The organism is Bacillus sp. C30, assembly GCF_040838255.1.
Taxonomy (GTDB): domain Bacteria; phylum Bacillota; class Bacilli; order Bacillales; family Bacillaceae_G; genus Bacillus_A; species Bacillus_A mycoides.
The window spans coordinates 1-22214 of the sequence record NZ_JBFPJH010000020.1 but is presented as its reverse complement, the minus strand read 5'-3'; the positions used below and the strand labels follow the sequence as shown (position 1 = coordinate 22214).

At 36.2% G+C, this 22214-nt stretch carries 19 protein-coding genes, 2 pseudogenes and 2 riboswitches; of the genes and pseudogenes, 14 read left to right on the top strand and 7 right to left on the bottom strand.

Translation table 11 applies throughout. The features are described 5' to 3' along the window. Positions 1–3 precede the first annotated feature (3 nt). Together glmS and AB3X49_RS04470 are read left to right on the top strand one after the other, a co-directional pair. On the top strand, positions 4–1806 hold the full coding sequence (gene glmS / locus AB3X49_RS04480) for a glutamine--fructose-6-phosphate transaminase (isomerizing) (protein ID WP_002091471.1): 1803 nt from the start codon (positions 4–6) through the stop codon (positions 1804–1806). 417 nt (positions 1807–2223) lie between these two features. Then, the gene (locus AB3X49_RS04470) at positions 2224–4191 is read left to right on the top strand and encodes a S9 family peptidase (RefSeq protein WP_367960682.1); all 1968 of its coding nucleotides are present in this window, start codon (positions 2224–2226) and stop codon (positions 4189–4191) included. Between the two features lie 181 nt (positions 4192–4372). On the opposite strand, the gene AB3X49_RS04465 is transcribed toward AB3X49_RS04470, so the two are convergent. Continuing rightward, positions 4373–4879 carry a DoxX family membrane protein gene (locus AB3X49_RS04465; RefSeq protein WP_000236347.1) on the bottom strand — a complete coding sequence of 169 codons (507 nt, stop codon included), beginning with the start codon at positions 4877–4879 and terminating at the stop codon, positions 4373–4375. 374 nt (positions 4880–5253) lie between these two features. Between AB3X49_RS04465 and AB3X49_RS04460 the strand changes: the two genes are divergently transcribed. Further along, the gene (locus tag AB3X49_RS04460; RefSeq protein ID WP_002124715.1) at positions 5254–6030 is read left to right on the top strand and encodes an SDR family oxidoreductase; all 777 of its coding nucleotides are present in this window, start codon (positions 5254–5256) and stop codon (positions 6028–6030) included. A 48-nt stretch (positions 6031–6078) separates the two neighbouring features. Here the strand turns inward: AB3X49_RS04460 and AB3X49_RS04455 are convergent, their stop codons facing one another. The 4 genes and pseudogenes from AB3X49_RS04455 to AB3X49_RS04440 all read right to left on the bottom strand — a co-directional run bounded on the left by AB3X49_RS04455 (position 6079) and on the right by AB3X49_RS04440 (position 9775). Continuing rightward, positions 6079–6747, bottom strand: a complete 669-nt coding sequence (locus AB3X49_RS04455; RefSeq protein ID WP_002124718.1) for a methionine ABC transporter permease — start codon at positions 6745–6747, stop codon at positions 6079–6081. Then, positions 6722–7762, bottom strand: coding sequence for a methionine ABC transporter ATP-binding protein (locus AB3X49_RS04450; RefSeq protein WP_367960679.1), 1041 nt, complete (start codon positions 7760–7762; stop codon positions 6722–6724). Before AB3X49_RS04450 ends, AB3X49_RS04455 begins: the two co-directional genes overlap by 26 nt. A 12-nt stretch (positions 7763–7774) precedes the next feature. Beyond that, positions 7775–8587 carry a MetQ/NlpA family ABC transporter substrate-binding protein gene (locus AB3X49_RS04445; protein ID WP_367960677.1) on the bottom strand — a complete coding sequence of 271 codons (813 nt, stop codon included), beginning with the start codon at positions 8585–8587 and terminating at the stop codon, positions 7775–7777. Positions 8588–8672: 85 nt separating this feature from the next. Then, a riboswitch (SAM riboswitch) is annotated at positions 8673–8786 on the bottom strand. Between the two features lie 80 nt (positions 8787–8866). Beyond that, positions 8867–9775: pseudogene (locus AB3X49_RS04440) on the bottom strand (NAD(P)-dependent alcohol dehydrogenase). Positions 9776–9920: 145 nt separating this feature from the next. Between AB3X49_RS04440 and AB3X49_RS04435 the strand changes: the two are divergent. The 5 genes and pseudogenes from AB3X49_RS04435 (at position 9921) to AB3X49_RS04415 (ending at position 15946) form a co-directional block, all read left to right on the top strand. After that, positions 9921–10685 carry a DUF6612 family protein gene (locus tag AB3X49_RS04435; RefSeq protein ID WP_002009840.1) on the top strand — a complete coding sequence of 255 codons (765 nt, stop codon included), beginning with the start codon at positions 9921–9923 and terminating at the stop codon, positions 10683–10685. Between the two features lie 112 nt (positions 10686–10797). Further along, positions 10798–12230: pseudogene (locus tag AB3X49_RS04430) on the top strand (FAD-binding protein). After that, entirely contained in the window at positions 12227–12760 is a 534-nt protein-coding gene (locus AB3X49_RS04425; protein ID WP_002091456.1) for an MFS transporter, read from the top strand. The pseudogene AB3X49_RS04430 and the gene AB3X49_RS04425 overlap by 4 nt, the downstream one beginning before the upstream one ends. A 90-nt stretch (positions 12761–12850) precedes the next feature. Further along, positions 12851–14569 (top strand): DUF3981 domain-containing protein, encoded by a 1719-nt coding sequence (locus AB3X49_RS04420; RefSeq protein ID WP_033709756.1) that lies wholly within the window; start codon positions 12851–12853, stop codon positions 14567–14569. Between the two features lie 117 nt (positions 14570–14686). Then, positions 14687–15946 (top strand): multidrug effflux MFS transporter, encoded by a 1260-nt coding sequence (locus AB3X49_RS04415; RefSeq protein ID WP_367960675.1) that lies wholly within the window; start codon positions 14687–14689, stop codon positions 15944–15946. Positions 15947–15978: 32 nt separating this feature from the next. Here AB3X49_RS04415 and AB3X49_RS04410 read toward each other — a convergent pair whose 3' ends face one another. Then, positions 15979–16425: a hypothetical protein gene (locus AB3X49_RS04410; RefSeq protein ID WP_002167144.1), complete on the bottom strand. Its 447-nt coding sequence runs from the start codon at positions 16423–16425 to the stop codon at positions 15979–15981. A gap of 274 nt (positions 16426–16699) precedes the next feature. On the opposite strand from AB3X49_RS04410, the gene AB3X49_RS04405 reads away from it, so the two are divergent. Next, positions 16700–17203, top strand: a complete 504-nt coding sequence (locus AB3X49_RS04405) for a hypothetical protein (protein ID WP_367960673.1) — start codon at positions 16700–16702, stop codon at positions 17201–17203. 16 nt (positions 17204–17219) lie between these two features. Here the strand turns inward: AB3X49_RS04405 and AB3X49_RS04400 are convergent, their stop codons facing one another. After that, on the bottom strand, positions 17220–17435 hold the full coding sequence (locus AB3X49_RS04400; RefSeq protein ID WP_000371388.1) for a DUF3951 domain-containing protein: 216 nt from the start codon (positions 17433–17435) through the stop codon (positions 17220–17222). A 171-nt stretch (positions 17436–17606) separates the two neighbouring features. Beyond that, a riboswitch (SAM riboswitch) is annotated at positions 17607–17712 on the top strand. 137 nt (positions 17713–17849) lie between these two features. Here AB3X49_RS04400 and AB3X49_RS04395 point away from each other — a divergent pair. The 5 genes from AB3X49_RS04395 to AB3X49_RS04375 form a co-directional block, all read left to right on the top strand. Continuing rightward, positions 17850–18767, top strand: coding sequence for an ABC transporter permease (locus AB3X49_RS04395; RefSeq protein ID WP_002140132.1), 918 nt, complete (start codon positions 17850–17852; stop codon positions 18765–18767). 16 nt (positions 18768–18783) lie between these two features. Further along, positions 18784–19788, top strand: coding sequence for an ABC transporter permease (locus AB3X49_RS04390; protein WP_367960670.1), 1005 nt, complete (start codon positions 18784–18786; stop codon positions 19786–19788). After that, positions 19745–20755 (top strand): ABC transporter ATP-binding protein, encoded by a 1011-nt coding sequence (locus tag AB3X49_RS04385; RefSeq protein ID WP_367960667.1) that lies wholly within the window; start codon positions 19745–19747, stop codon positions 20753–20755. The genes AB3X49_RS04390 and AB3X49_RS04385 overlap by 44 nt, the downstream gene beginning before the upstream one ends. Beyond that, positions 20752–21525, top strand: a complete 774-nt coding sequence (locus AB3X49_RS04380; RefSeq protein WP_016095106.1) for an ABC transporter ATP-binding protein — start codon at positions 20752–20754, stop codon at positions 21523–21525. The genes AB3X49_RS04385 and AB3X49_RS04380 overlap by 4 nt, the downstream gene beginning before the upstream one ends. A gap of 13 nt (positions 21526–21538) precedes the next feature. Further along, the coding region (locus tag AB3X49_RS04375) for a peptide ABC transporter substrate-binding protein (protein WP_367960665.1) at positions 21539–22214 on the top strand (676 nt) is incomplete at its 3' end.

The window sequence follows — 22214 nt, the reverse complement described above, 5'->3', positions numbered from 1 at the left end:
AACATGTGTGGAATCGTAGGATTTATTGGAGAGCAAGATGCAAAGGAAATTTTATTAAAAGGTTTAGAAAAGCTAGAATATCGCGGATATGATTCAGCAGGTATTGCAGTACAAGCAGAGAACGGTGTTGTTGTATACAAAGAAAAAGGCCGTATTGCAAAACTTCGCGAAGTCGTAGAAGAGAACGTAGCAGCAAGCGTGGGAATCGGTCACACACGCTGGGCTACACACGGTGTTCCAAGCAAACTAAACGCGCATCCGCATCAAAGTACATCAAAACGCTTTACACTAGTTCATAACGGTGTAATTGAAAACTATGAGTTAGTGAAAAAGGAATATTTACAAGATGTAACGTTCGTAAGTGAAACAGATACAGAAATTATCGTGCAACTTATGGAACAACAAGTAAGTACAGGACTAAGTGTAGAAGACGCGTTCCGTCAAACGTTATCTCTTTTACATGGTTCTTACGCAATCGGACTACTTGATGCTGAAAATCCAAACATGATTTATGTTGCTAAAAACAAAAGCCCGCTATTAGTAGGTGCTGGTGATAACTTTAATGTTATTGCAAGCGACGCTATGGCGATGTTGCAAGTTACAGATCAATTTATCGAGTTAATGGATAAAGAAATGGTAATCGTAACAAAAGAAAGCATTACAATTAAAAACTTACAAGGTGAAACGATTGAACGTGCACCGTTTACAGCGGAATTAGACGCAAGTGATATTGAAAAAGGAACGTATCCTCATTTCATGCTAAAAGAAATCGACGAGCAACCACTTGTAATCCGTAATATTATTCAAAAGTACCAAGATGAAAATGGCGAAATTGAATTAGATCAAGATATCCGTAACGCAATTTTAGATAGCGATCGCATTTACATCATTGCATGTGGAACAAGTTATCATGCAGGTCTTGTTGGAAAGCAATTCATTGAGAAATTTGCGAAAGTACCAGTTGAAGTACATGTAGCAAGTGAATTCTCTTACAACATGCCATTATTAACAGAAAGACCATTCTTCATTTATATTTCACAAAGTGGTGAAACAGCTGATAGCCGTGCAGTACTTGTGCAAACAAATGAAATGGGTCATAAAGCATTAACAATTACAAACGTACCTGGTTCTACGCTTTCTCGTGAAGCTGATTATACACTTCCTTTATATGCAGGACCAGAAATCGCAGTTGCATCGACGAAAGCATACACAGCACAGCTTGCAGTACTTTCAATCTTAGCGGCTGACATTGCAAAAGCAAAAGGTGAGGTTCTTGATTTCGATTTAACACATGAATTAGGACTTGTAGCAAATGCAATGGTAGTACTTTGTGATCAAAAAGAAGAAATGGACGCATTAGCAAAACAATTTTTAGCAACAACGCGTAACTGCTTCTTCATCGGACGTAGCGTAGACTTCTTCGTAGGTTTAGAAGGTGCGTTAAAACTAAAAGAAATCTCTTACATCCAAGCAGAAGGATTTGCTGGAGGAGAATTAAAACACGGTACAATTGCCTTAATCGAAAACGGTACACCAGTTATCGCACTTGCTACACAAGAGCACGTAAACCTTGGAATTCGTGGTAACGTGAAAGAAGTAGTAGCACGCGGAGCTAACCCATGTATCATCTCAATGAAAGGCTTAGAAATGGAAGGTGACAGCTTCGTATTACCAGCTGTACACGAAGCACTAGCACCGCTAGTAGCAGTTATTCCATTCCAACTTATCTCATACTACGCAGCGCTTCACCGCGAATGTGACGTTGATAAGCCACGTAACTTAGCTAAGTCTGTTACTGTTGAGTAGGAGATTGGTAGAGTAACTAGATTATTGTAAATTTAAAATAAAGTCACGACGTTTATAAAAAAGTTGTGAAGCTTTGCCCCTTTGGATATGATTATCTAAAGGGGCATTTTTGTGTCGAAAAAAAGAACATCTAAAATCGATAAGTGGATTAAAGAGGGGCAAGGAACTGGCAGTGGGAGAGATTATCAGCCTTGTCTTGAAATTCAAGATGATCCCTCATTAGATCGGTCAGTGGGATTTAAAAAGTATAAAAACCGGCAGATAGCATGAGGTTTTATCGGATTTGGGACGGAACTACTTTTATTTAACTGAATTTTCTGTTGTTATTTCGGATATTCGTTGATGGAAAAAAACACTGATTAAAGTTTCACTTTATTGAACAAATTAGATTACTAGACATTATAAGGGGGTTTATTAATGAAGGTGAAAGAAAAAACATATTTAAGTATAGAAGAGATTATTTCATTACCAACCTTATCAGGTGCAAATATAAGTGATGACGGCAAAGGCGTAGCATTTGTTAAGAAGACAGCTAACTGGAAAGACAATACATATAGGAATCATATATGGATATATGAAAAAGATAAGGAGCAGAGTTACCTATTAACAACTGGGGATATAGATAGTATACACCCATTATGGTCCCCAGATTCTAGGGATATTGCATACCTTAGCCCAGTTGGTGACAGAGATAATAAGAAAAATCAAATCTTTGTTAAGTCAATAGATGGTTATAGTGAGTTACAAATTACTGATGAGAAAGAAGGGGTCAGTACATTCAAATGGGAGCCTACTGGTAAAGGTTTTTATTATGTTGCACAGTCAAAAGAATGTGAGGAAATAAAGAAACGTAAAGAGCTATATGGGGACTTCCAACATGCAGGTAAGGAACATCGGAATAATTGTTTATATTACATTGAAATAGAAAAAGGGATACAAAATGATAAAGAGGAACGTGAGATTAGCGGTGTTTATCAACTAACGGATGGTAAGGATTTTTATATACATAACTTTGATATTTCAAATGATGGGACAAAGGTTGTATTTATGGCTACACCAAGCCTAAACGATCATATGAATAGTGATCTATACATATTAGATGTTGAAGCTGAGGAACTACAAAAGATGAATGTAGATAAGTTGTTGGGCGGGAGCGTTTGCTTTTCTCCTGAGGGCAGCAAAATATGTTACTCAGCAAGCATAAGAGAGAAGGATTACTATAGAAACCATATACAAGAAAGTACATTAGAGATATATGATATGAATACTGGAGAGGTAATTCAGCCTCTAACAAACTTTGATAGTACGGTTATGCCATTACAGTGGACAGATAAGGGGATTTTAATTAGATGGCAGGATAAAACTAACTATCGTATTGGATTGCTATGTGAGGATGGCACTGTGGAAATGTTAGGTGACAAAGTAGATGGCTTTATAATGGATGCTTCTATAACAAGGGATGGAAATCATATATCCTATAGTAAGGCTATAACAAATGAAACCTTTGAAATCTATTTAGACGATAAAAAAATAACGGATGAAAATAGCTTTTTTAAAGGGAAGCTGAAAAGTAACAGGGAAATAATCTCATGGCAAAGTAGTGATGGTCTTGAAATAGAGGGTGTTTTATCAACCCCAGTAGATTTTGATGCCAACAAAAAATATCCTTTATTAGTAGTAATCCATGGTGGACCAGCTTGGGCATCTTTTCCGATATTCTCAGACTGTTTTAATGAGAAATATCCGATTGAGCAGTTTATCGAAAAAGGCTTTATAGTTTTAGAGCCAAACTATAGAGGAAGTTCTGGCTATGGTAATGAGTTCTTAAAAGCCAACTATAGAAAACAGGGAATTGCTGACTACGAGGATGTTATATCTGGAGTGGATGAACTAGTTGAGCAAGGGATTGTAGATAAAGATAGAGTAGGAGTTATGGGATGGAGTAACGGAGGATATATATCAGCCTTCTGTTCTACGTTTAGTAATAGATTTAAAGCTATTTCAGTTGGGGGCGGAATTACTAACTGGAGTACCCATTATGTAAATACAGATATCCCTTACTTTATTAGAATGCATTTAGGAAATACTCCATGGAATGATCCAGATATATATACAAAAACATCGCCAATGACATATATTAAATCAGCCTGTACGCCTACCTTAATCCAACATGGCGAAAAGGATGCAAGGATTCCAACTTCCAATGCATATGAGCTATATCAAGGGTTAAGGGATATGGAAGTTAATACAGAATTAATTATTTTTAAAGGAATGGCATATAGTTCTGACCAGCCAGGAATTAATGTGGCTATTATGAAGCAGAATTTGATGTGGTTTTCACACTATATTCTTGGAGAAAGTATGAAAGAATTTAGGGTTTTATAATGGCTTGTTTTAGTCTTTAAGCTTTTTAGGTGCTTGAAATAAAGTCGTACACATTTATTCGGTTATATATGATTGAGTTTAACATTGCGGATAAGGCAAACTGTGAAATGTTTTGGTGTAAATGAGAAAAGAGCCTGAATGTAGGCTCTTTCCTTATTTATATTTAAAAGATGAACTATTCTTATGCAGTTTTACTTAATTTATATGCTTCACGGTTATTTTTTTTGAAAAGTTTTGGGAAAACATAACCATCTAATCCAATACGTCCAGCATTCTGTCCTGCAACTAAAATGAACATAGTTAAAATAAGCAGGTTTGGGTTTACACTAACAGTTCCGCTTAATAAAAATGAAAGGTTCATTATGATGCCGAAAAATGCAGCTGTTTTTGTTAATCCACCTAAAATCAAACCTAGCCCTACTAAAATTTCTCCCCATTGAACTAAAAAGCTAAATAGGTCTGCGTTTGGAAGAACAAAATGTTGAAGAAAATCTGCCCACCAACCTTGTACTGCAGGGTGGTCACCTGATGCTTGAGCAATAGCTCCTTTTAGAAAACCACTTGCGTCAAAAGATTGTCCAAAAACTTTTCCTATTCCAGCAGCAAGCCATGCATATCCTATGTAAAGTCGTAAAAATAATAATATGAAAGTAGCGCGTTTATCAGTTCTTAAAAAATTGATAACCATTGAAATCCCTCCACTGTATTGTATTTACATGTTTATTATATATCCATTGTGAATAAATTCACAATGGAGGAAATGTGAACAAAAATAGGTTAGGAGTAATTGTTTTATTTTTTGTAACATTTCATCTATTTTGGTAGACTAATAATGGAGATATATCAAAAGGAGGCAAAGAATAGATATGTGGATGAACTTGTAATGATTAGAAATTAGATAGATGAATTTTTCTCTCGTAAGTGAGGGTTTATTTAGCTACCTATAAATCATTCAAGGAATGCATATTTGTTTTGTACATCCCTTTTGTAAGGATAGATGCCTATGTGGGGAAATTTATATCTCTTATATAAAATATGCGTCCTTTAACTTTGGAGGAGTATATGATGAATCAATTAAAAAATAAAGTAGCAGTTGTTACAGGTGTAAGTCGTCTAGACGGTATAGGAGCAGCTATTTGCACGGAGTTAGCAGAGGCTGGATACGATATATTTTTTACGTATTGGACAGAATACGATAAAGAGATGCCTTGGGGCGTTGATAAAAATGAACAAATACAATTAAAAGAAAAGTTGATACAAAACGGTGTCAAAGTATCGAGCATGGAGTTAGATCTAACTCAGAATGATGCATCAAATCAGCTTATAAATAAAGTTACTGAACAATTAGGGTACCCTCATATATTAATTAATAATGCAGCATATTCTACAAATAATGATTTCTCTAATTTGACTGCTGAAGAACTAGATAAGCACTACATGGTAAATGTTCGTGCGACTACATTGTTAAGTAGTCAATTTGCCCAAGGTTTTGATAAGAAATCTGGTGGTAGAATTGTGAATATGACGTCGGGACAATTTAAAGGACCTATGGCAGGAGAATTAGCGTATGCAACAACGAAGGGAGCAATTGACGCTCTTACTAGTACGTTGTCAGCGGAAGTGGCCCATTTAGGGATAACAGTGAATGCAATTAATCCAGGTCCAACTAGTACAGGATGGATGACTGAGGAGATAAAGCAAGGATTAAGACCGATGTTTCCTTTCGGCAGAATTGGTGAGCCAAAGGATGCAGCAAGGCTTATTAAGTTTTTAGTGAGCGAAGAAGCCGAATGGATTACAGGGCAAGTTATTCATTCAGAAGGTGGATTTAAGAGATAATTTTATAATTAAAAAGAAGGTATCTCATTTCAATGAGATACCTTCTTTTTAATCTTTCTTCAATCTTCGTGCAACACCATTCCCTAAAGACTGTAATCCTTGAACGAGGATAATCAAAATAAAGACGGTTGCATACATTACTTCAGGTTCGTAGCGTAAATGTCCGAATCGATATGCTAAATCACCAAGGCCGCCAGCACCGACAAGTCCAGCCATTGCTGTTGCACCGATTAAGCCGATCGTTGCGATTGTTAATCCAAGTACGAGAGACGGGCGAGCTTCTTTAACCATAACGTGCCAAATGATTTTTAAAGTAGAGACTCCCATTGCTTGATATGCTTCAATGACACCGCGATCCACTTCTAATAAAGCAGTTTCCATTAAACGGGCAATGTAAGGGGCTGTGAAGACAACAAGTGGTACGATAACACCTTGCACGCCAATGGACGTTCCCATTAGAAACTTTGTAAAAGGTAAAATGAAGAATAATAGAATGATAAACGGAAGAGAACGAATGATATTAATAACTGTATTAAGAATAGGATAGATAATTTTATTTTCTCGCTGTCCACCAGGTCTCGTTAAAACAAGTGTGACACCGAGTGGTAATGCAATAAGAATAGAGATAAGTAGTGAAATAGATGTCATTTGAAATGTTTGAATTGTTGCTTCCCATATTACGTTACCCCACTCATCCAAAAAGGACTTGTTTCCCATAATCTGTTCTACCTCCTTCTACGATGATCCCTTGTTCTTGTAAAAATGATAAGGCACGGTGTACTTCACTTTTTTCACCTTGCATATGAACGATCAGTTTTCCATATGCCTCATGTTTTAACTGTGTAATATTGCCTGATAAAATATTAGGATATACGTGGAAACGTTTTGTAGCGACAGCTAACGCTGGTTCTCCTGAAGCGGTTCCTATAAATGAAAGTGTTATGATTACCCCGGTGCTTTGTAGTTCTTTCTGTACCTCTTCTGGAATTTTAGCTGCAAACGCGCTATTTACAAATTTCTTCGTTGTTACATGTTGTGGATTTGTAAAAATGTCCTTCACTGTTCCACTTTCAACGACAGATCCATGTTCCATTACAGCAACTTGGTCACAAATACGCTGGATGACATTCATTTCGTGTGTAATTAGCAAAATCGTAATTCCGATTTCTTCGTTGATCTTTAATAATAAATCAAGAATAGAATCAGTCGTTTCCGGATCTAATGCGCTCGTTGCTTCATCACTTAATAAAACTTCAGGCTCATGAGATAGTGCGCGAGCGATCGCTACACGTTGTTTTTGACCACCAGATAATTCACTTGGATAGGCATCTTTTTTATTAAAGAGATCAACAATGCGTAAATACTTTTCTACCCTTTTTTCAATTTCATTTTTGGGAAGACCAGATAGACGTAAGGGTAGTGCGATATTTTCATAAACGGTAACGGTTTTAAGTAAATTGAATCCTTGAAAAATCATGCCGATCTTTTTTCTCGCCTTTGCGAGTTCTTTTGTCGATAAGGTTGTTAACTCTTGTTCATTTACAATGATATCTCCTGTCGTTGGTTTTTCTAATAAATTTACACAACGGATTAATGTACTTTTACCAGCGCCACTATATCCGATGATTCCAAATACTTCGCCCTTTTTTACTTTAAGGGAAGTTGATTTAAGAGCCTCAACATTCCCTTTTTTTGTTGTAAATACTTTGGAGACGTTTTTTAATTCAATCATTATAGTCAGCTCCTACCAAGACGGTAAAACAGAACCATCGAATTTTTTCTCAATGAAATCTTTTACTTCTTTAGATTGATAAGCTTTCTTTAATTTATTAACAACAGCATCATCTTTATTTTCAGTACGAACAACGACCCAATTCACATATGGTGAATCTTTTCCTTCGCGGAAAATAGAATCTTTCGCTGGGCTTAATTTTGCACCTAATGCCAAGTTTGTATTAATTGCAGCTGCCTTTACTTCACTTAGCTGTGTTGGTAATTGAGATGCCTCTAATTCAACAATCTTTAAATTTTTCGGGTTTTCAATTACATCTTTTGCAGTCGCTTTTTCTGTAGCTTTTGGATCAACCTTTAAAACACCTGCTTTTTCAAATAGCTTTAAAGCACGAAGCTCATTTGTTGGATCATTTGGGACAGCGATTGCATCGCCCTCTTTTAATTCTTTTACATCTTTTAAGCTTTTAGAATATACACCCATAGGGAATGTTACTGTGGAAAATACTTCAGTTAATTTCATGTTGCGTTCAGCTTTAAATACGTCTAAATAAGATTTAGTTTGATAGCTATTTACATCGAGGCTTTTTTCATCTAAAGATACGTTTGGCGCTACATAATCATTAAATACCTTTACATCAATTTCGAGACCATCTTTTGCTGCCACTTCTTTTACCTTTTCAAAAATTTGTTCATGCGGTCCACCCGTTACGCCGACAGTAATCTTTTTCTCATCTAATGCTTTTACCTCTTTATCAGAATTAGCACCACATGCACCTAACAATAATACCGCTCCACTTACAATACTTAATAACACCTTTTTCATCTATAATTCCCCCTTAATATACGTTCCAAAATAAAAAGCACCTCTCAAAAATAAGAGAGGTGCCGAATAGACGAAATAGGTTCCTCTCTTATCTTCCAAAACGAAAATCGTTCTGCAGGAATTAGCACCTTAGCTTATACGTTATAAGCTCGGTTGCCGGGCATCATCGGGCCAGTCCCTCCGCCACTCTTGATAAGAGTATGTGTATGTAGTTTTTTAATATGGTACTAATAGTAAATCTTACAAAAAGAATTGTCAATATTATTTTCTGAATATATTTTATTTTAAGGTAATCGAAACGTTCCCTTTTTTATGTCCCTTTTCCACATACATATGAGCTTCAGCAATTTCTTCTAATCGGTAAGTTCTATCAATAACGGGCTTTAGTTTTTCCGTTTCGACTAGTTTTTTTAATAGAATCATATCCTCTTTACTTACCTTGGCCATCATTCCATTAACAGATACATATTTTCCATTGGGTGTTAATGTATTTGTACAAAGGGATTTTTTATACTTCCCAACTGCATCAAATATAATATCGTAGCATTTGCCTTGCTTAGTAAAATCTTCTTTCGTATAATCAATTACTTTATCAGCTCCTAAAGATTGCACGAGTTCAAAATTTGAATTACTACAAACAGCCGTAACGGTCGCGCCGAAATATTTAGCAAGTTGTACAGCAGCTGTTCCTACTGATCCGGAGGCACCATATATGAGCACTTGTTGCCCTTTTTTTATACGGCCCTTTCTCAGGAAATGTAATGCTGAAGTTCCGCCAAAAGGAATAACTGCCGCTTCTTCATACGTCACATTGGTAGGTTTTAATGTTATTAATCCACTTTCATGTACGCATGTGTACTCGGCATAACCACCGAGGTTTAGTTCTGTTAATGCAAAAATTGGATCACCTTTTTAAAATTGAGTTACATCTGTTCCTACTTCTTCGATTTCACCGGATAACTCTACGCCGAGTACAGGTTTTCTCGGTTTTCTGAAACCTAATATGATCCTCATAGGAATCCAAAATAAGAGGGGGCTATTAAAGCCGCGTATTCTACAATCTCCAGTCGTTACACTTGTTGCGTGAATTTTAATTAATACTTCGTTCTTTTTAGGTGTAGGTTTCTCTATATTTTGAAGCTGAAGAACGTTAGGTGGTCCATACTGTGTGCAAATGATCGCCTTCATAATGACCTCCTGAAATGAGTTGTTGTTATTTACATCATATTTAAAACCTTCATTAAACATGTCGCTATATAGCGAATAAAGATTAAAAATTATATAGATTTCGTAGGAAAAGAGGTGATATTATTTTGGGAAAGGGGGAGACATTATGAAAAAAACTATTATTATTTCAAGTTTAGTGCTTGCAATCAGTCTAGGGGTAGGGTGTAGCAATGAGAAAACAACAAAGACTGATGAACCGAAAAAAGAAGCCATGCAAAAAGAAAAGGAATTAGAAGCGAAGGATGTTTTCAAGAAAACGAACGAAGCTTTTAAAAATGAAGAAAATGTAACGATGACATATGATGTAGGGTTAAAAGCTGAGGGAACAGAGATGGATATATTAAAGGCTAAGATGCAATTAGAGCCAAAGACAAAGAATTCTCGTTCTGAAATGAATATTTCTGGTACAGATGTTGTAGTGTATACTGTGGATGGTAAAGTTGCTGGTGAGGTGAAAAACCCTAATACAGGAGAAGTTATAACCGTACCAGAGGAGCAATTAAACGCTGGTGGAATGAAAGCGACTCAAGATATTATAGATAATTTAGAAGTACCAGCAGTAGTTTTAGATAAAATGAAGATGGAGAAAAGCGGAGATAAATATAAACTGAAATTTACATTAAAAGGGCAAGAAACAGAAAGTATGTTAACTAGCATGGATGAAACGCAGAAGAAAATGTTACAAGCACAAAATGCGAAGATAGAAGAAGTGGATGCAGAATATATCATTACAAAAGATTTTAAATATGAATCAGCGAAGATAGATATGATTATGAGTAGTAATGGTAAGGATAAGGCACACATTATTACGAATGCAAAATATACGTCGTACGAAAAGTTTGACCCAATACAATTGCCGGCAGCAAAGTAACAGTTTTGATCAGGGGGGACCTAAAATAAGGTGCCCTCTCTTTTTTATACTTTCTTCTTAGGAAAATAGGTACAATATGAAGAGGGAAAACTGTGGAAGAGGAGAGTGTCATTTGAAAAAAAGAAAGATAGCGGTGGTCATTGTAGCTTATACAGTGTTGCTTGCGACATCTATAAATACATATAAAGAGCAACTAGAACATCCTATTATGAGCGATGTAGGAAAGTTGCTTCCAACGAAAATTAAACGTGTTGAAAATGCTGAGGATGAACGTTCATTAAAACAGTTAGTGCAAGATGCAAATGTTTCTGGAGAGAAGATTTCTATTGCAGGTATGCAACATAGCCAAGGCGGACAGACGTATTATCCGAACGGTACGATGCTTGATATGAAAGGATATAATGAAATATTAGAATTCGATCCGGAGAAGAAGAGGATTAGGGTGCAAAGCGGTGTCACATGGAATGACATTCAAAAGAAAATCAATCCATATGGTCTTGCAGTTCAAGTGATGCAATCTCAAAATATTTTTACTGTTGGTGGTTCATTAAGTGTAAATGTACATGGGCGTGATATTCGTCATGAAGCATTGATACAGTAGAGTCGTTCAGATTGTTAATGGCAGATGGTACGGTGCGTAATGTAAATAGAGAAGAAAATGCTGACTTGTTTCCGTATGTAATTGGGGGATATGGATTATTTGGTGTGATTTTAGATGTGACGCTACAGTTAACAAACGATGAATTGTATGAAACGCATACGAAAGTACTAGATTATAAAGAATACTCTTCATACTTTAAGAATAAAGTGCGAAGGGATGAGAATATACGTATGCATTTAGCACGTATTTCTGTTGCCCCAAATTCATTTTTAAAAGAGATGTATGTGACAGATTATGTACTGGCAGAAGATCAACAGAAGTTGAAAGAGTACAGCAAATTAAAAGAAGAAAATATTATAGCTGCGCCGAAATTTTTGCTCGGGTTATCACGTTATAGTGACTGGGGAAAGGGCGCATTTTGGGACATACAAAGAAGTTATTTTGAACGTACAGATGGTAAGTACGAAACGCGAAATAACGTAATGAGATCTGATAGTACTTTTATGGAATACGATAATCCAAACTTGACCGAAGTTTTACAAGAGTACTTTGTACCGATAGATGGTTTTGCAGCGTATATAGATGATTTGCGAAGCGTTTTAAATGAAGAGGAATTAAACCTTCTTAACATTACAATCCGCTATGTAGAAAAGAATGAGAATGCGGTGCTATCTTATGCGAAAGATGATATGTTTGCGCTTGTGCTTCTAATTAATCAAGGGCGTTCTGAAGATGAAATAAAGAAAACAAAAGTGGTCATTCAAAAGATGATTGATGTTACGTTAAAGCATAATGGAAGTTATTATTTACCGTATTATTCTTATCCGGAAAAGGAGCAACTAAAGAAAGCGTATCCTCGCATAGAAGAATTCCTTCAGAAGAAGAAGGAAGTAGACCCAGAGGAAAGGTTTGTGAATTTATTTTATAAGGAGTATAGCAAATGACATATAGAAGATTTGTAGCCTCACAAAGCATTATTATGATGGCGGGTAGTATGGTATTTCCTTTTTATATACTATTGCTTCGAAATGTAGGAAATAGTTTCTCGCAATTTGGCTGGGCGTACGGCTTATTTGCCTTAACTTCAGCTCTAGTATATCCGTTAGTTGGAAGAATCTCTGATAGGGTAGGTGATAGAAAGTTATTAATTATATACGCATGGTCCATGGCTATATTAATGCTTTTTTTCCCTATTGCAACAGAAGTTTGGCATGTATACATTCTCCAAATTTTAATGGGTATTTTAGGTGCTGTGCAGCGTAATACGGAGAAGACATCGTTAGCACGAAAGGTAGCGCATAAGGAAGCTGGTTACGAAATTGGAAAATACCATGTATGGACATCAATTGGGGGCGGAGTAGCTATAATTGCAACTGGTTACCTAGTGGATTTCTTTACGATAGGGACTATTTTTTACATTGCTTCAGTTTTATATGTAGTTAGTGGATTTGTATTAAGCCGCGGTGATAAGTAATTAAAAGTATTTCCATTCCCATTTTTACCTGGTTACCCTTTATTTGTTATACTTATGGAGAAGACAAAAGAAAAGGGGACATTGCCTTTGATGAAATTTATAGTTTTAGCTATTCTCACTTTGTTTTTGATTCCATGGACTAGAAGCGGTAATAAAATTCGCGCGGTGGATAAAGGAGGAAATGAGAAAGTTGTAAAGGGTAAGAAATCATCTATTTTAGTTATTCCTGTTTTATTTTGGATAGGTATTGCAATCTATGAATATTTCTGGCTAATTGATGATCGAGCAGATTCTATTCTTACTCATTATTCTGTTGCAGTAGCGATTTTAATTGGGCTTGTTTTATTCTCACAAGAGCAGGTAGGGAAATTAGAAGGTACGTTAAAGGGACTTCTAATGTTTGTTTTACTCGCAAGTTACGGCTATTTTGGTTATTTGCACGATATAGTAATCACGCAAAAAAAATATGATTCTGTTGTGAAGATCGAGAAAGATATTTCAGAGCCATTTACTGAAAATGATCAGCCGTTTACAGTGCCGCCAAAGACAGCGGAGAATAAGATGAAAAAAGTATTTGGGGATATTCCGAAAGTAGCTTATTTTGAGCTAGGAGAATTAACGCCACAAATGGTAAATGGCGAGGCCTTATATGTAGCACCAATTGAAGTTTCAGGATTTTTTAAAGCACGTAAAGCTGAGACAATTCCAGGGTACGTAACGATGTCAGGTACGAATCCTGATGCGGAAGCGAAACTGCACCTTGGTTATAAAATGAAATATGTGCCAAGCATGTTTTTCGGTAATAAATTAGAACGTGTCGTTCGAAAAGCAGAGCCAGATTTAGTTTTTAAAGGGAAACCAAAATTTGAAGTTGATGATAAAGGGAAACCGTATTATACAATGACGTATGGTGAATTTATTTCAGGAAGATCTGGATTTGAAGTAGAAGGTGTTGTAGTAGTAGACGCACAAACAGGTGAAGTGAAAAGATACGACAAAGGAAAGGCACCTAAATTCGTTGATGGCGTATTAAATCACGAGACTGCATCTACATTAAATACGTATTTTGGTAAATATATTCACGGATTTTGGAATACAAAATTCTCACAAACGGATATGAAGATTCCGACTGAGTGGGGAACGAAAGAAGGAGTTACACCAATCTTCGGTAAGGATGGAACGTTATATTATTTTACTGATTTCACCTCTCCGAAAGAAGGAGTAGATTCTGCACTAGGCTATTCGCTTATTGATGCGCGTACAGGTAAGTTGTATTACTATAATGGAAAAGAAGTAAAGGGAATTATGGATGGTTCGGCTGCTACAGAAGTAGTGGATAATTCCTTTAAGAGAGAGAAATGGCACGGAACGATGCCGGTTATTTATAACGTGTACGGTAAACCTTCTTGGATTGTACCTGTTATTGATGACGGAGGATTAGTACGTGCTCATACTGTCATATATGCTTCTAATGCAAAAGTGTTTGCAACGGGTTCAACGCAAAAAGAAGCACTTGAGAATTATAAAAATGCGCTGAGCGGAAGTGGTGATTCATTTAGACCGACTTCAAATGGGAAAGAAGCGCAAAAAGAAGGTACTGTACAACGTGTGTATAAAGAAAAATCAGGTGAAAATACGATTGTGTACGTACTATTAGAAAACGAGCAAAAAGTATTCATGGTACCGGCGAAGAAATTCCCATATGCAATGTTTACAGAAGTAGGAGATCCAATTCAAATCACATATTTAGACACAGGAGAAATGATGGCATCTGTATCTAAATTTACAAATAGTAATTTGAAAAAGTAAAGCGATAGAGATTCTATCGCTTTTTTTACATTATTAAACAGGAAAATACGGTATACTTGACGTATATTCATGTTGTAACTATAATTGTTACGATTAAGTATTTATATGAAAGGGTGAATGGAAAAAGTGAATGGAGTTAATCACGAAATATATAAACCTGTAAAGACAAACAGGTTATGGATGATTCTTGTATTAGGGACACTTACGGCAATTGGGCCATTATCTATTGATATGTATTTGCCTTCTTTACCAAAGTTAACGGATGATTTACAAACGGGTGCATCCCTCGCGCAGCTTACATTAACTGCTTGTCTGCTTGGGCTTTCAGTAGGGCAGTTATTTATTGGTTCAATTAGTGACATTTACGGAAGACGCAAACCTCTTATTATCGCTCTTATTATTTATGTTGCTTCTTCTTTACTTTGTGCTGTTGCACCATCGATTTGGAGTTTAGTGCTTTTACGTTTCTTACAAGGTGCTTCAGGATCTGCTGGTATCGTTATATCACGTGCAATGGTACGTGATATGTATTCAGGTTCTGAAATGACGAAGTTTTTCTCACTGCTTATGTTAGTAAACGGAGCAGCGCCTATTTTGGCACCAATTATTGGAGGGCAATTATTACAGTTTACATCATGGCGCGGCGTTTTTATCGTTCTTGGAGTAATTAGTGTATTCATGCTAATATCATCTACTTTCGTATTACGTGAAACATTACCTCCTGAAGAAAGAGAGACAGGTGGATTATCAGGAACGCTGGCAACATACGGAAAGCTTTTGAAAGATCGTTTATTTATGGGATATGCATTGTCGCAAGGATTAGTAACAGCTGCAATGTTTGCTTATATTTCTGGTTCACCGTTCGTGTTGCAAAATATATACGGGGCATCACCACAACAGTTTAGTTTGTTCTTTGCGATTAACGGTATTGGTATTATTATTGCTAGCCAAGTTACTGGCCGCTTAGCAGGGAAAGTTAATGAGAAAACTTTATTTGTTGCTGGTATTATTATTGCGGCTGTTGGCGGTCTATCATTACTACTTACAATCGTATTAGGAATAGGGCTAATCGGTGTTTTATGCTCGCTATTTCTTGTTGTATCAAGTGTTGGGGTTGTATCAACAACCGGCTTCTCGTTAGCGATGAGAAATCAAAAACAAGCAGCAGGAACAGCATCAGCTTTACTAGGTTTATTACAGTTCATTTCAGGAGCACTTGTAGCACCGCTAGTAGGTATTGGTGGAAGCAATACAGCACTTCCTATGGGTGTTGTTATAGCTCTTTGTGAAATTGGTGCTGTATTATGTTATCTATTTATGGCTAGAAGAAGTGAGAAGCAGTTTGAACTGCAACAAAATAAAAAGTTAGAAGCTTAATACAAAAGAGCTGATTCAAACATTTCTTTGAATCAGCTCTTTTTTTCATTTCTTTGAAATAACTCATACATATTATTCATGATCGCATCATATAAGAAAGCGAGTTTATCCCATACCCAGCGGTTACTGTCGACCTCTTTCTCCCCGCAATCAATAATATCAGTATGATCTGTAATTCTATATGCCCTCTCAACGATAATAGGAGCAATCTTCGGTATGCGTGGAATTTCTTTTAAGACATCTGCAAAATTTCCAATGTAGACATGACCGATAATCTCGATTGTTAAAGATTTATCGGATATATTTAGCACAGTATGAAATTGATTTATATGTTGTTTCTTTAAATATTGGGCCAGCTTAAATGGAGCATGCTTCTTCTTTAATACGCGGCGAAGGCTCTCTGTATTTTCAATATGAAGTGACTTTTCGCGAATAAGGACGCGAATATCTTCGCCCATAAAGGGTATTGTATTGTACATTGATGATTCTCCTTACAAACTGAACTACGCTTACTTTATGCATATGTAAGTCTAGCATGGTTTGTTCTCTATGTGTGCTTACAGTTTTGTAAGGTGATGTAGTAAAGTGATGCAAAAGTTATTTGCATAAAGTGACGATACTGTGACAAAAATGTTGGTATGTATATTAAGATATCGTCTTAAGTGTAAAAAGTGGGGCGTTCTCGGTATAATAACAAGTGGAGATAAAAGAAACTATAATTAGTAGTAGCTGTAGATAAAAGGAGAATTCGAGATGAAGAAGGTTTTGGGTATTGCTGTAATGGGAAGTATGATCCTTCTAGCAGGATGTAATGGAAATAAAGATACGAAAGAACCGAAAGAAAAGGTAGAGCAATCCACTGAGCAAACAGAAGAAATGAAAGAATACAGCGCAGTACATGAAAAATATGATGCGAAAATAAATAAAGAAATTAATAAGGCGTTACAGTTATTTGAAGTGGCAAAAGAAAAGGGCGGTAAGGAAATAACGAATGCTACATATAAAGAAGATGTGCAAAAGGTAACAACGAGCATGTTAGAAGATATTGATAATATACGTAAAGAAATTCGTGTTCCAAAGTCGAAAGAGCAAGAACATGAGGTATATGTTGGTTTCTTGAATGAATCGGAACAAGCGATGAAAAAATTACAGAATTTAGCTAAAGAAGAAGATTCATCATTAATTCGTGATATAGAAATTAATTTTGCAACAGCATCGACATACTATAAACGTTTTCAAACAGAAGCGAAAAAATAACCTTGCGTGTGCAAGGTTATTTTTTCTTTTTACCATCTCCGTCTTCATCCTCGGATACTAATATCTTCTGTTCTTCGTGAAATTCTGAAATTGTTTGTCCAGTAATATTATCGAATGGAGTGTAAAAAGAAGTGATGCTTTTCTTTTTAATGAAGAGTTTATAGAAGCCGATGATGACGAGTATGACGATTGTTAATGGCAATCCTATAGTAGCCAGAAGTAGTGGATCCATTTTATAACTCCTTTAAAGTAATTAATTTTATTATAAGCTAAAGTAGTGATTTTAAGAAATAACGCTATTAAAAACTGATTTTTCTAAATATATCCAATTTGATTGACTTTTCATTTTTTCAGAATTATAATTCAAAATATACAATTTGAACCAAATAATAATATAGCAATTTACTTATCCAGAGAGGTAGAGGGACTGGCCCTATGACACCTCAGCAGCGGGTTCTGTAACAGGAACACCGTGCTAATTCCAGCAAGCAAGTCTTGAAAGATAAGTGATGGGCCTTCGTTTATTAAGCCTTGATCTTATTTTTTAAGATCAAGGCTTTTTGTGTTTTAAGAAGTAGAGAAGGAGTAATGGCAACAAATATGTCAATAAAACAAAGTAAATTCATTTGTTTAGGGGTTTATTGAAGTGTATGTTATTAAAAAACTATCGGTTATGGTATTCACGCTATGGGTCATTACGACAGTAACATTTTTAATTATGCATATTATTCCAGGTGATCCATTTTCATCAGATGCGAAAATCTTTCCTGAAGAAGTAATACAAAACATGAGAGCGAAGTATCACCTTGATGAACCGTTATGGAATCAGTATGTTGCTTATTTGGATGGGGTAGTTCATTTTGATTTTGGCGAATCTGTTCAATCGACAGGTCAAGGTGTATCGGAAATTATAACAACTGGTTTTGGACCATCGGCAATTATTGGTTTACAAGCACTTGTTATTTCATTGTTAGTCGGAATTGCCGCAGGTACATTTGCCGCGCTATATCATGGGAAAGTGATTGATTATAGTGTGAGCTTGCTTGCGATTCTCGGTATTTCTATTCCTAGTTTTATTTTAGCACCACTATTTATACAAGTATTCGCCATACAATTTGAATTACTACCAGTGGCGTCTTGGGGAACATTTGAGCATACTGTATTACCCTCCTTCGCATTAGCGTTAGGACCAATCGCAGTTATTACAAGATTTGTTCGCTCTAATATGATTGAAGTGTTGCAGAGTGATTATATTAAGCTAGCGAGAGCGAAAGGTATACCAATTAAGAAAATCATTATAAGACATGCTCTTCGAAATGCGATTGTTCCGGTACTTACATTTGTTGGCCCATTAATGGCTGGACTTTTAACAGGGACTTTCGTTATTGAAAAAATCTTTTCAATTCCTGGTTTAGGAAAATATTTTGTAGACAGTATTTTCAACCGAGATTATCCGGTGATTATGGGAACAACCATTTTCTATAGTGCGCTATTAATTGTATGTATTTTTATTACAGATATCATTCATCGTATTGTTGATCCGCGCATTCGTTCTATTACGTAAGGAGGGTGATGTTTAAATGGGGGCTTATGAAATTAATGACCAGTTATTAACGAATGAAGAGAAAAAAGAATTAACGATAAATAAAGATCAGCAAACGATTAGCCGGAAAAAGGAAGTGTTTCGCAAGTTTATATCAAACCCTATAGCAGTTTTAGGGGCAGTGACGTTATTACTAATTATTGTTTTCTCGCTTATTGGCGAAAGTTTAACGCCATTTACTGCGAGTGAACAAGTAAAAGAAGTAACTAATTTACCGCCTAGTAGTGAGCATTGGTTCGGAACAGACGATTTAGGGAGAGATATTTGGGCACGTACTTGGGCTGGTGGGAAAATTTCATTAATAGTTGGATTAGTAGCGGCCGTTCTTGATATAGGGCTTGGTGTACTTATCGGTGGCTTTAGTGGATATGTGAGAGGACGTAATCGTCTTGGAACGTTAATTGATGAGTGGATTATAAGAGGGATTGAAGTGTTATACGGTATCCCATATTTACTGATTGTTATTTTACTATTAATCATTATGAAACCAGGACTTTTTACAATTATTATAGCTCTTGCGTTAACGGGATGGATTGGCATGGCACGTCTCATTCGGGCGCAAGTACTTTCATTGAAACAAAGAGAATTTGTTATTGCAGCAGAGCGATTAGGTACACCTCATATGAAAATTATATACGGACATTTAATTCCAAACTTAACAGGGATTATTATCGTAAATTTATCATTTACAATTCCAGCAGCTATTTTCTCAGAATCATTTTTAAGTTTTATCGGACTTGGAGTACAATCACCAGCAGCGAGCTGGGGCACGATGACAAACGATGCACTCGGGACATTACTAAGCGGAGAGTGGTGGCAACTTTTCTTCCCGGCAATTATGATTGCACTCATCATGTTCGCATTTAATGCGATTGGTGATGGTTTGCAAGATGCGATTGATCCGAAAATCGTAAAACGTAATCGAAAGGAGAAAAAACATGGCACAAATCTTATCTTTAGAAAACGTAACGTTGGCCGTTGAAAAAGAGAATAGTAAGCAAGCAATTGTGAAGCATGTTTCCTTTTCTATTAACGAAGGTGAAATAGTTGCACTTGTCGGAGAAAGTGGTTCAGGGAAAAGTGTTACAGCACAATCAATTATCGGCTTAAATCAAGAATCGATTCATATTGATGATGGAAATATATCTTTCCAATCAAAGGAATTAACGGATTTACAAGAATCAGAATGGAATCAAATTCGCGGGAAAGATATTTCCTTTATCTTTCAAGACCCGCTTTCATCTTTAAATCCGACGATGAAGGTTGGAAGACAAATTACAGAAGTAATTGTGCAGCATGAAAAGAAATCGAAAAAAGAGGCAAAAGAAATTGCAATTAACTTACTAAATGATTTAGGGATACATGAAGCAGAGAAACGCTTTGAACAATACCCGTATCAGTTGAGCGGAGGTATGAGGCAGCGTATTTGTTTAGCAATTGCATTTGCTTGTCACCCGAAGCTCGTTATTGCAGATGAACCTACAACAGCATTAGATGTAACGATTCAAAAGCAAATTATGGAGTTGTTAAAAGAAAGAAAGGAAAAACAAAATACGAGTATTTTATTAATTACACATGATTTGGCACTTGTACGTGAAGTAGCTGACCGAGTAGTAGTTATGTACGGGGGACGTGTTGTTGAAAAAGGAACGATTCAAGAAGTAATTGGCTCACCTAAGCGCCCTTACACAAAAAGTTTATTGCAAGCAATTCCGAATATGGATGATTCAGAAAAGGTACTTAGAGCAATTGAGGGAACAACACCTTCAATTGAAACGTTAAATAGTTTTGGATGCCCGTTTGTGAATCGTTGTCCTGTAGCGATAAAAGAATGTATTCAGCGCTTCCCAGAGAGAACAACATATTCTGAGGAGCATAGTTCACATTGCTGGCAGCATATTCTGGAGCATAATAAAGCGAAATCAAAAGAGAGGGTGAATGCCTCATGACGACAGATTTAATTACTGTAAAGCAAGTAACGAAAACGTATGGAAGTAAAAATAAAGAAATCGCAGCGTTAAAAGGTATATCACTTTCTATACCAAAAGGAACAACGCTTGGCATTATTGGAGAAAGTGGTTCTGGAAAGACAACACTTGGAAAATTAATTGCTGGAATTGAAAAGCCAACATCTGGTGAGATTGATTACAACGGTCAAGTTGTTCACGCGCTGAAGTCAGCTAATAAGCGGGATTTCTTGCAGAAAGTACAGTTCATTTTTCAAGATTCCACAGCTGCATTAAATCCGCGCTGGAAAGTACGCGATATTGTAACAGAAGGCTATATTTCATTCGGTTTAGGCGATAAAGGATTGAAAGATAAGGTCGCAGGTGATGCACTAGAGCGTGTTGGATTAGATAGACGATATATTGATCGCTATCCACACGAATTTAGCGGAGGACAACGTCAACGTATTGCCATTGCAAGAGCGCTATTATGTGAGCCAGAAGTATTAATCCTTGATGAGCCAATTTCAGCATTAGATGTTTCACTGCAAATCCAAATTGTACATTTACTGCAAAAGATTCAAAAGGAACAAGGCTATACATATTTATTTATCGCACATGATTTACCGATGGTTCACTATTTATGTGAAAAAGTGGCTGTCTTATACAAAGGAGAACTTGTTGAATTTGGATATACGGACGAAGTATTCCGTAATCCACAACATTCTTATACAAAAACATTATTAGCATCAACACCAAAAATTTCAGGTTAAAGGAGAATGTAGGATGAAGAAGTTTTTATTATTTGTTATTATGACTGTTTTAGCAATTACTTCTGTTGCTTGCGGTAAGAAAGAGACGCAAAAGGCGAGTGCTGGTAAGGGTGAAGGCGATCGATTAGTAACGAATATTAGTAGCGATCCGTATACGCTTGATTCTGCCATTGCGACAGATAGCACGTCAGGTTATGTAATTGGGCAATTGTTTTCAAGTTTATATACGCAAGATAGTGACGGGAAATATCAAAATGAATTAGCAGAGAAAGAAGAAGTAAACGCTGATGGAACTGAATATACAATTCATTTAAAGAAAGATATTAAATGGTCGGACGGTTCTCCTATTACAGCAAATGATTTTGAGTTCGCATGGAAGCGATTATTAAACCCGAAAACAGGTTCTATGAATGCGACAGAAATGTATTTTATTAAAGGAGCAGAGGCATATAATACTGGAAAAGGTGAAGAAGGACAAGTTGGTATTCAAGTCGTTGATCCTCAAACATTAAAGGTAACACTTGAGCACCCAGTTGCTTCTATTAAACAAAAATTAGCAAGTTCATTATTTATTCCATTATCTAAAAAATCAATTGATGATAATAATAAATTAAAAACAGATCCAAAAGAGTTAATTACGAACGGACCATTCACGTTAAAAGAATGGAAGCATAACCAAGCTATTACAG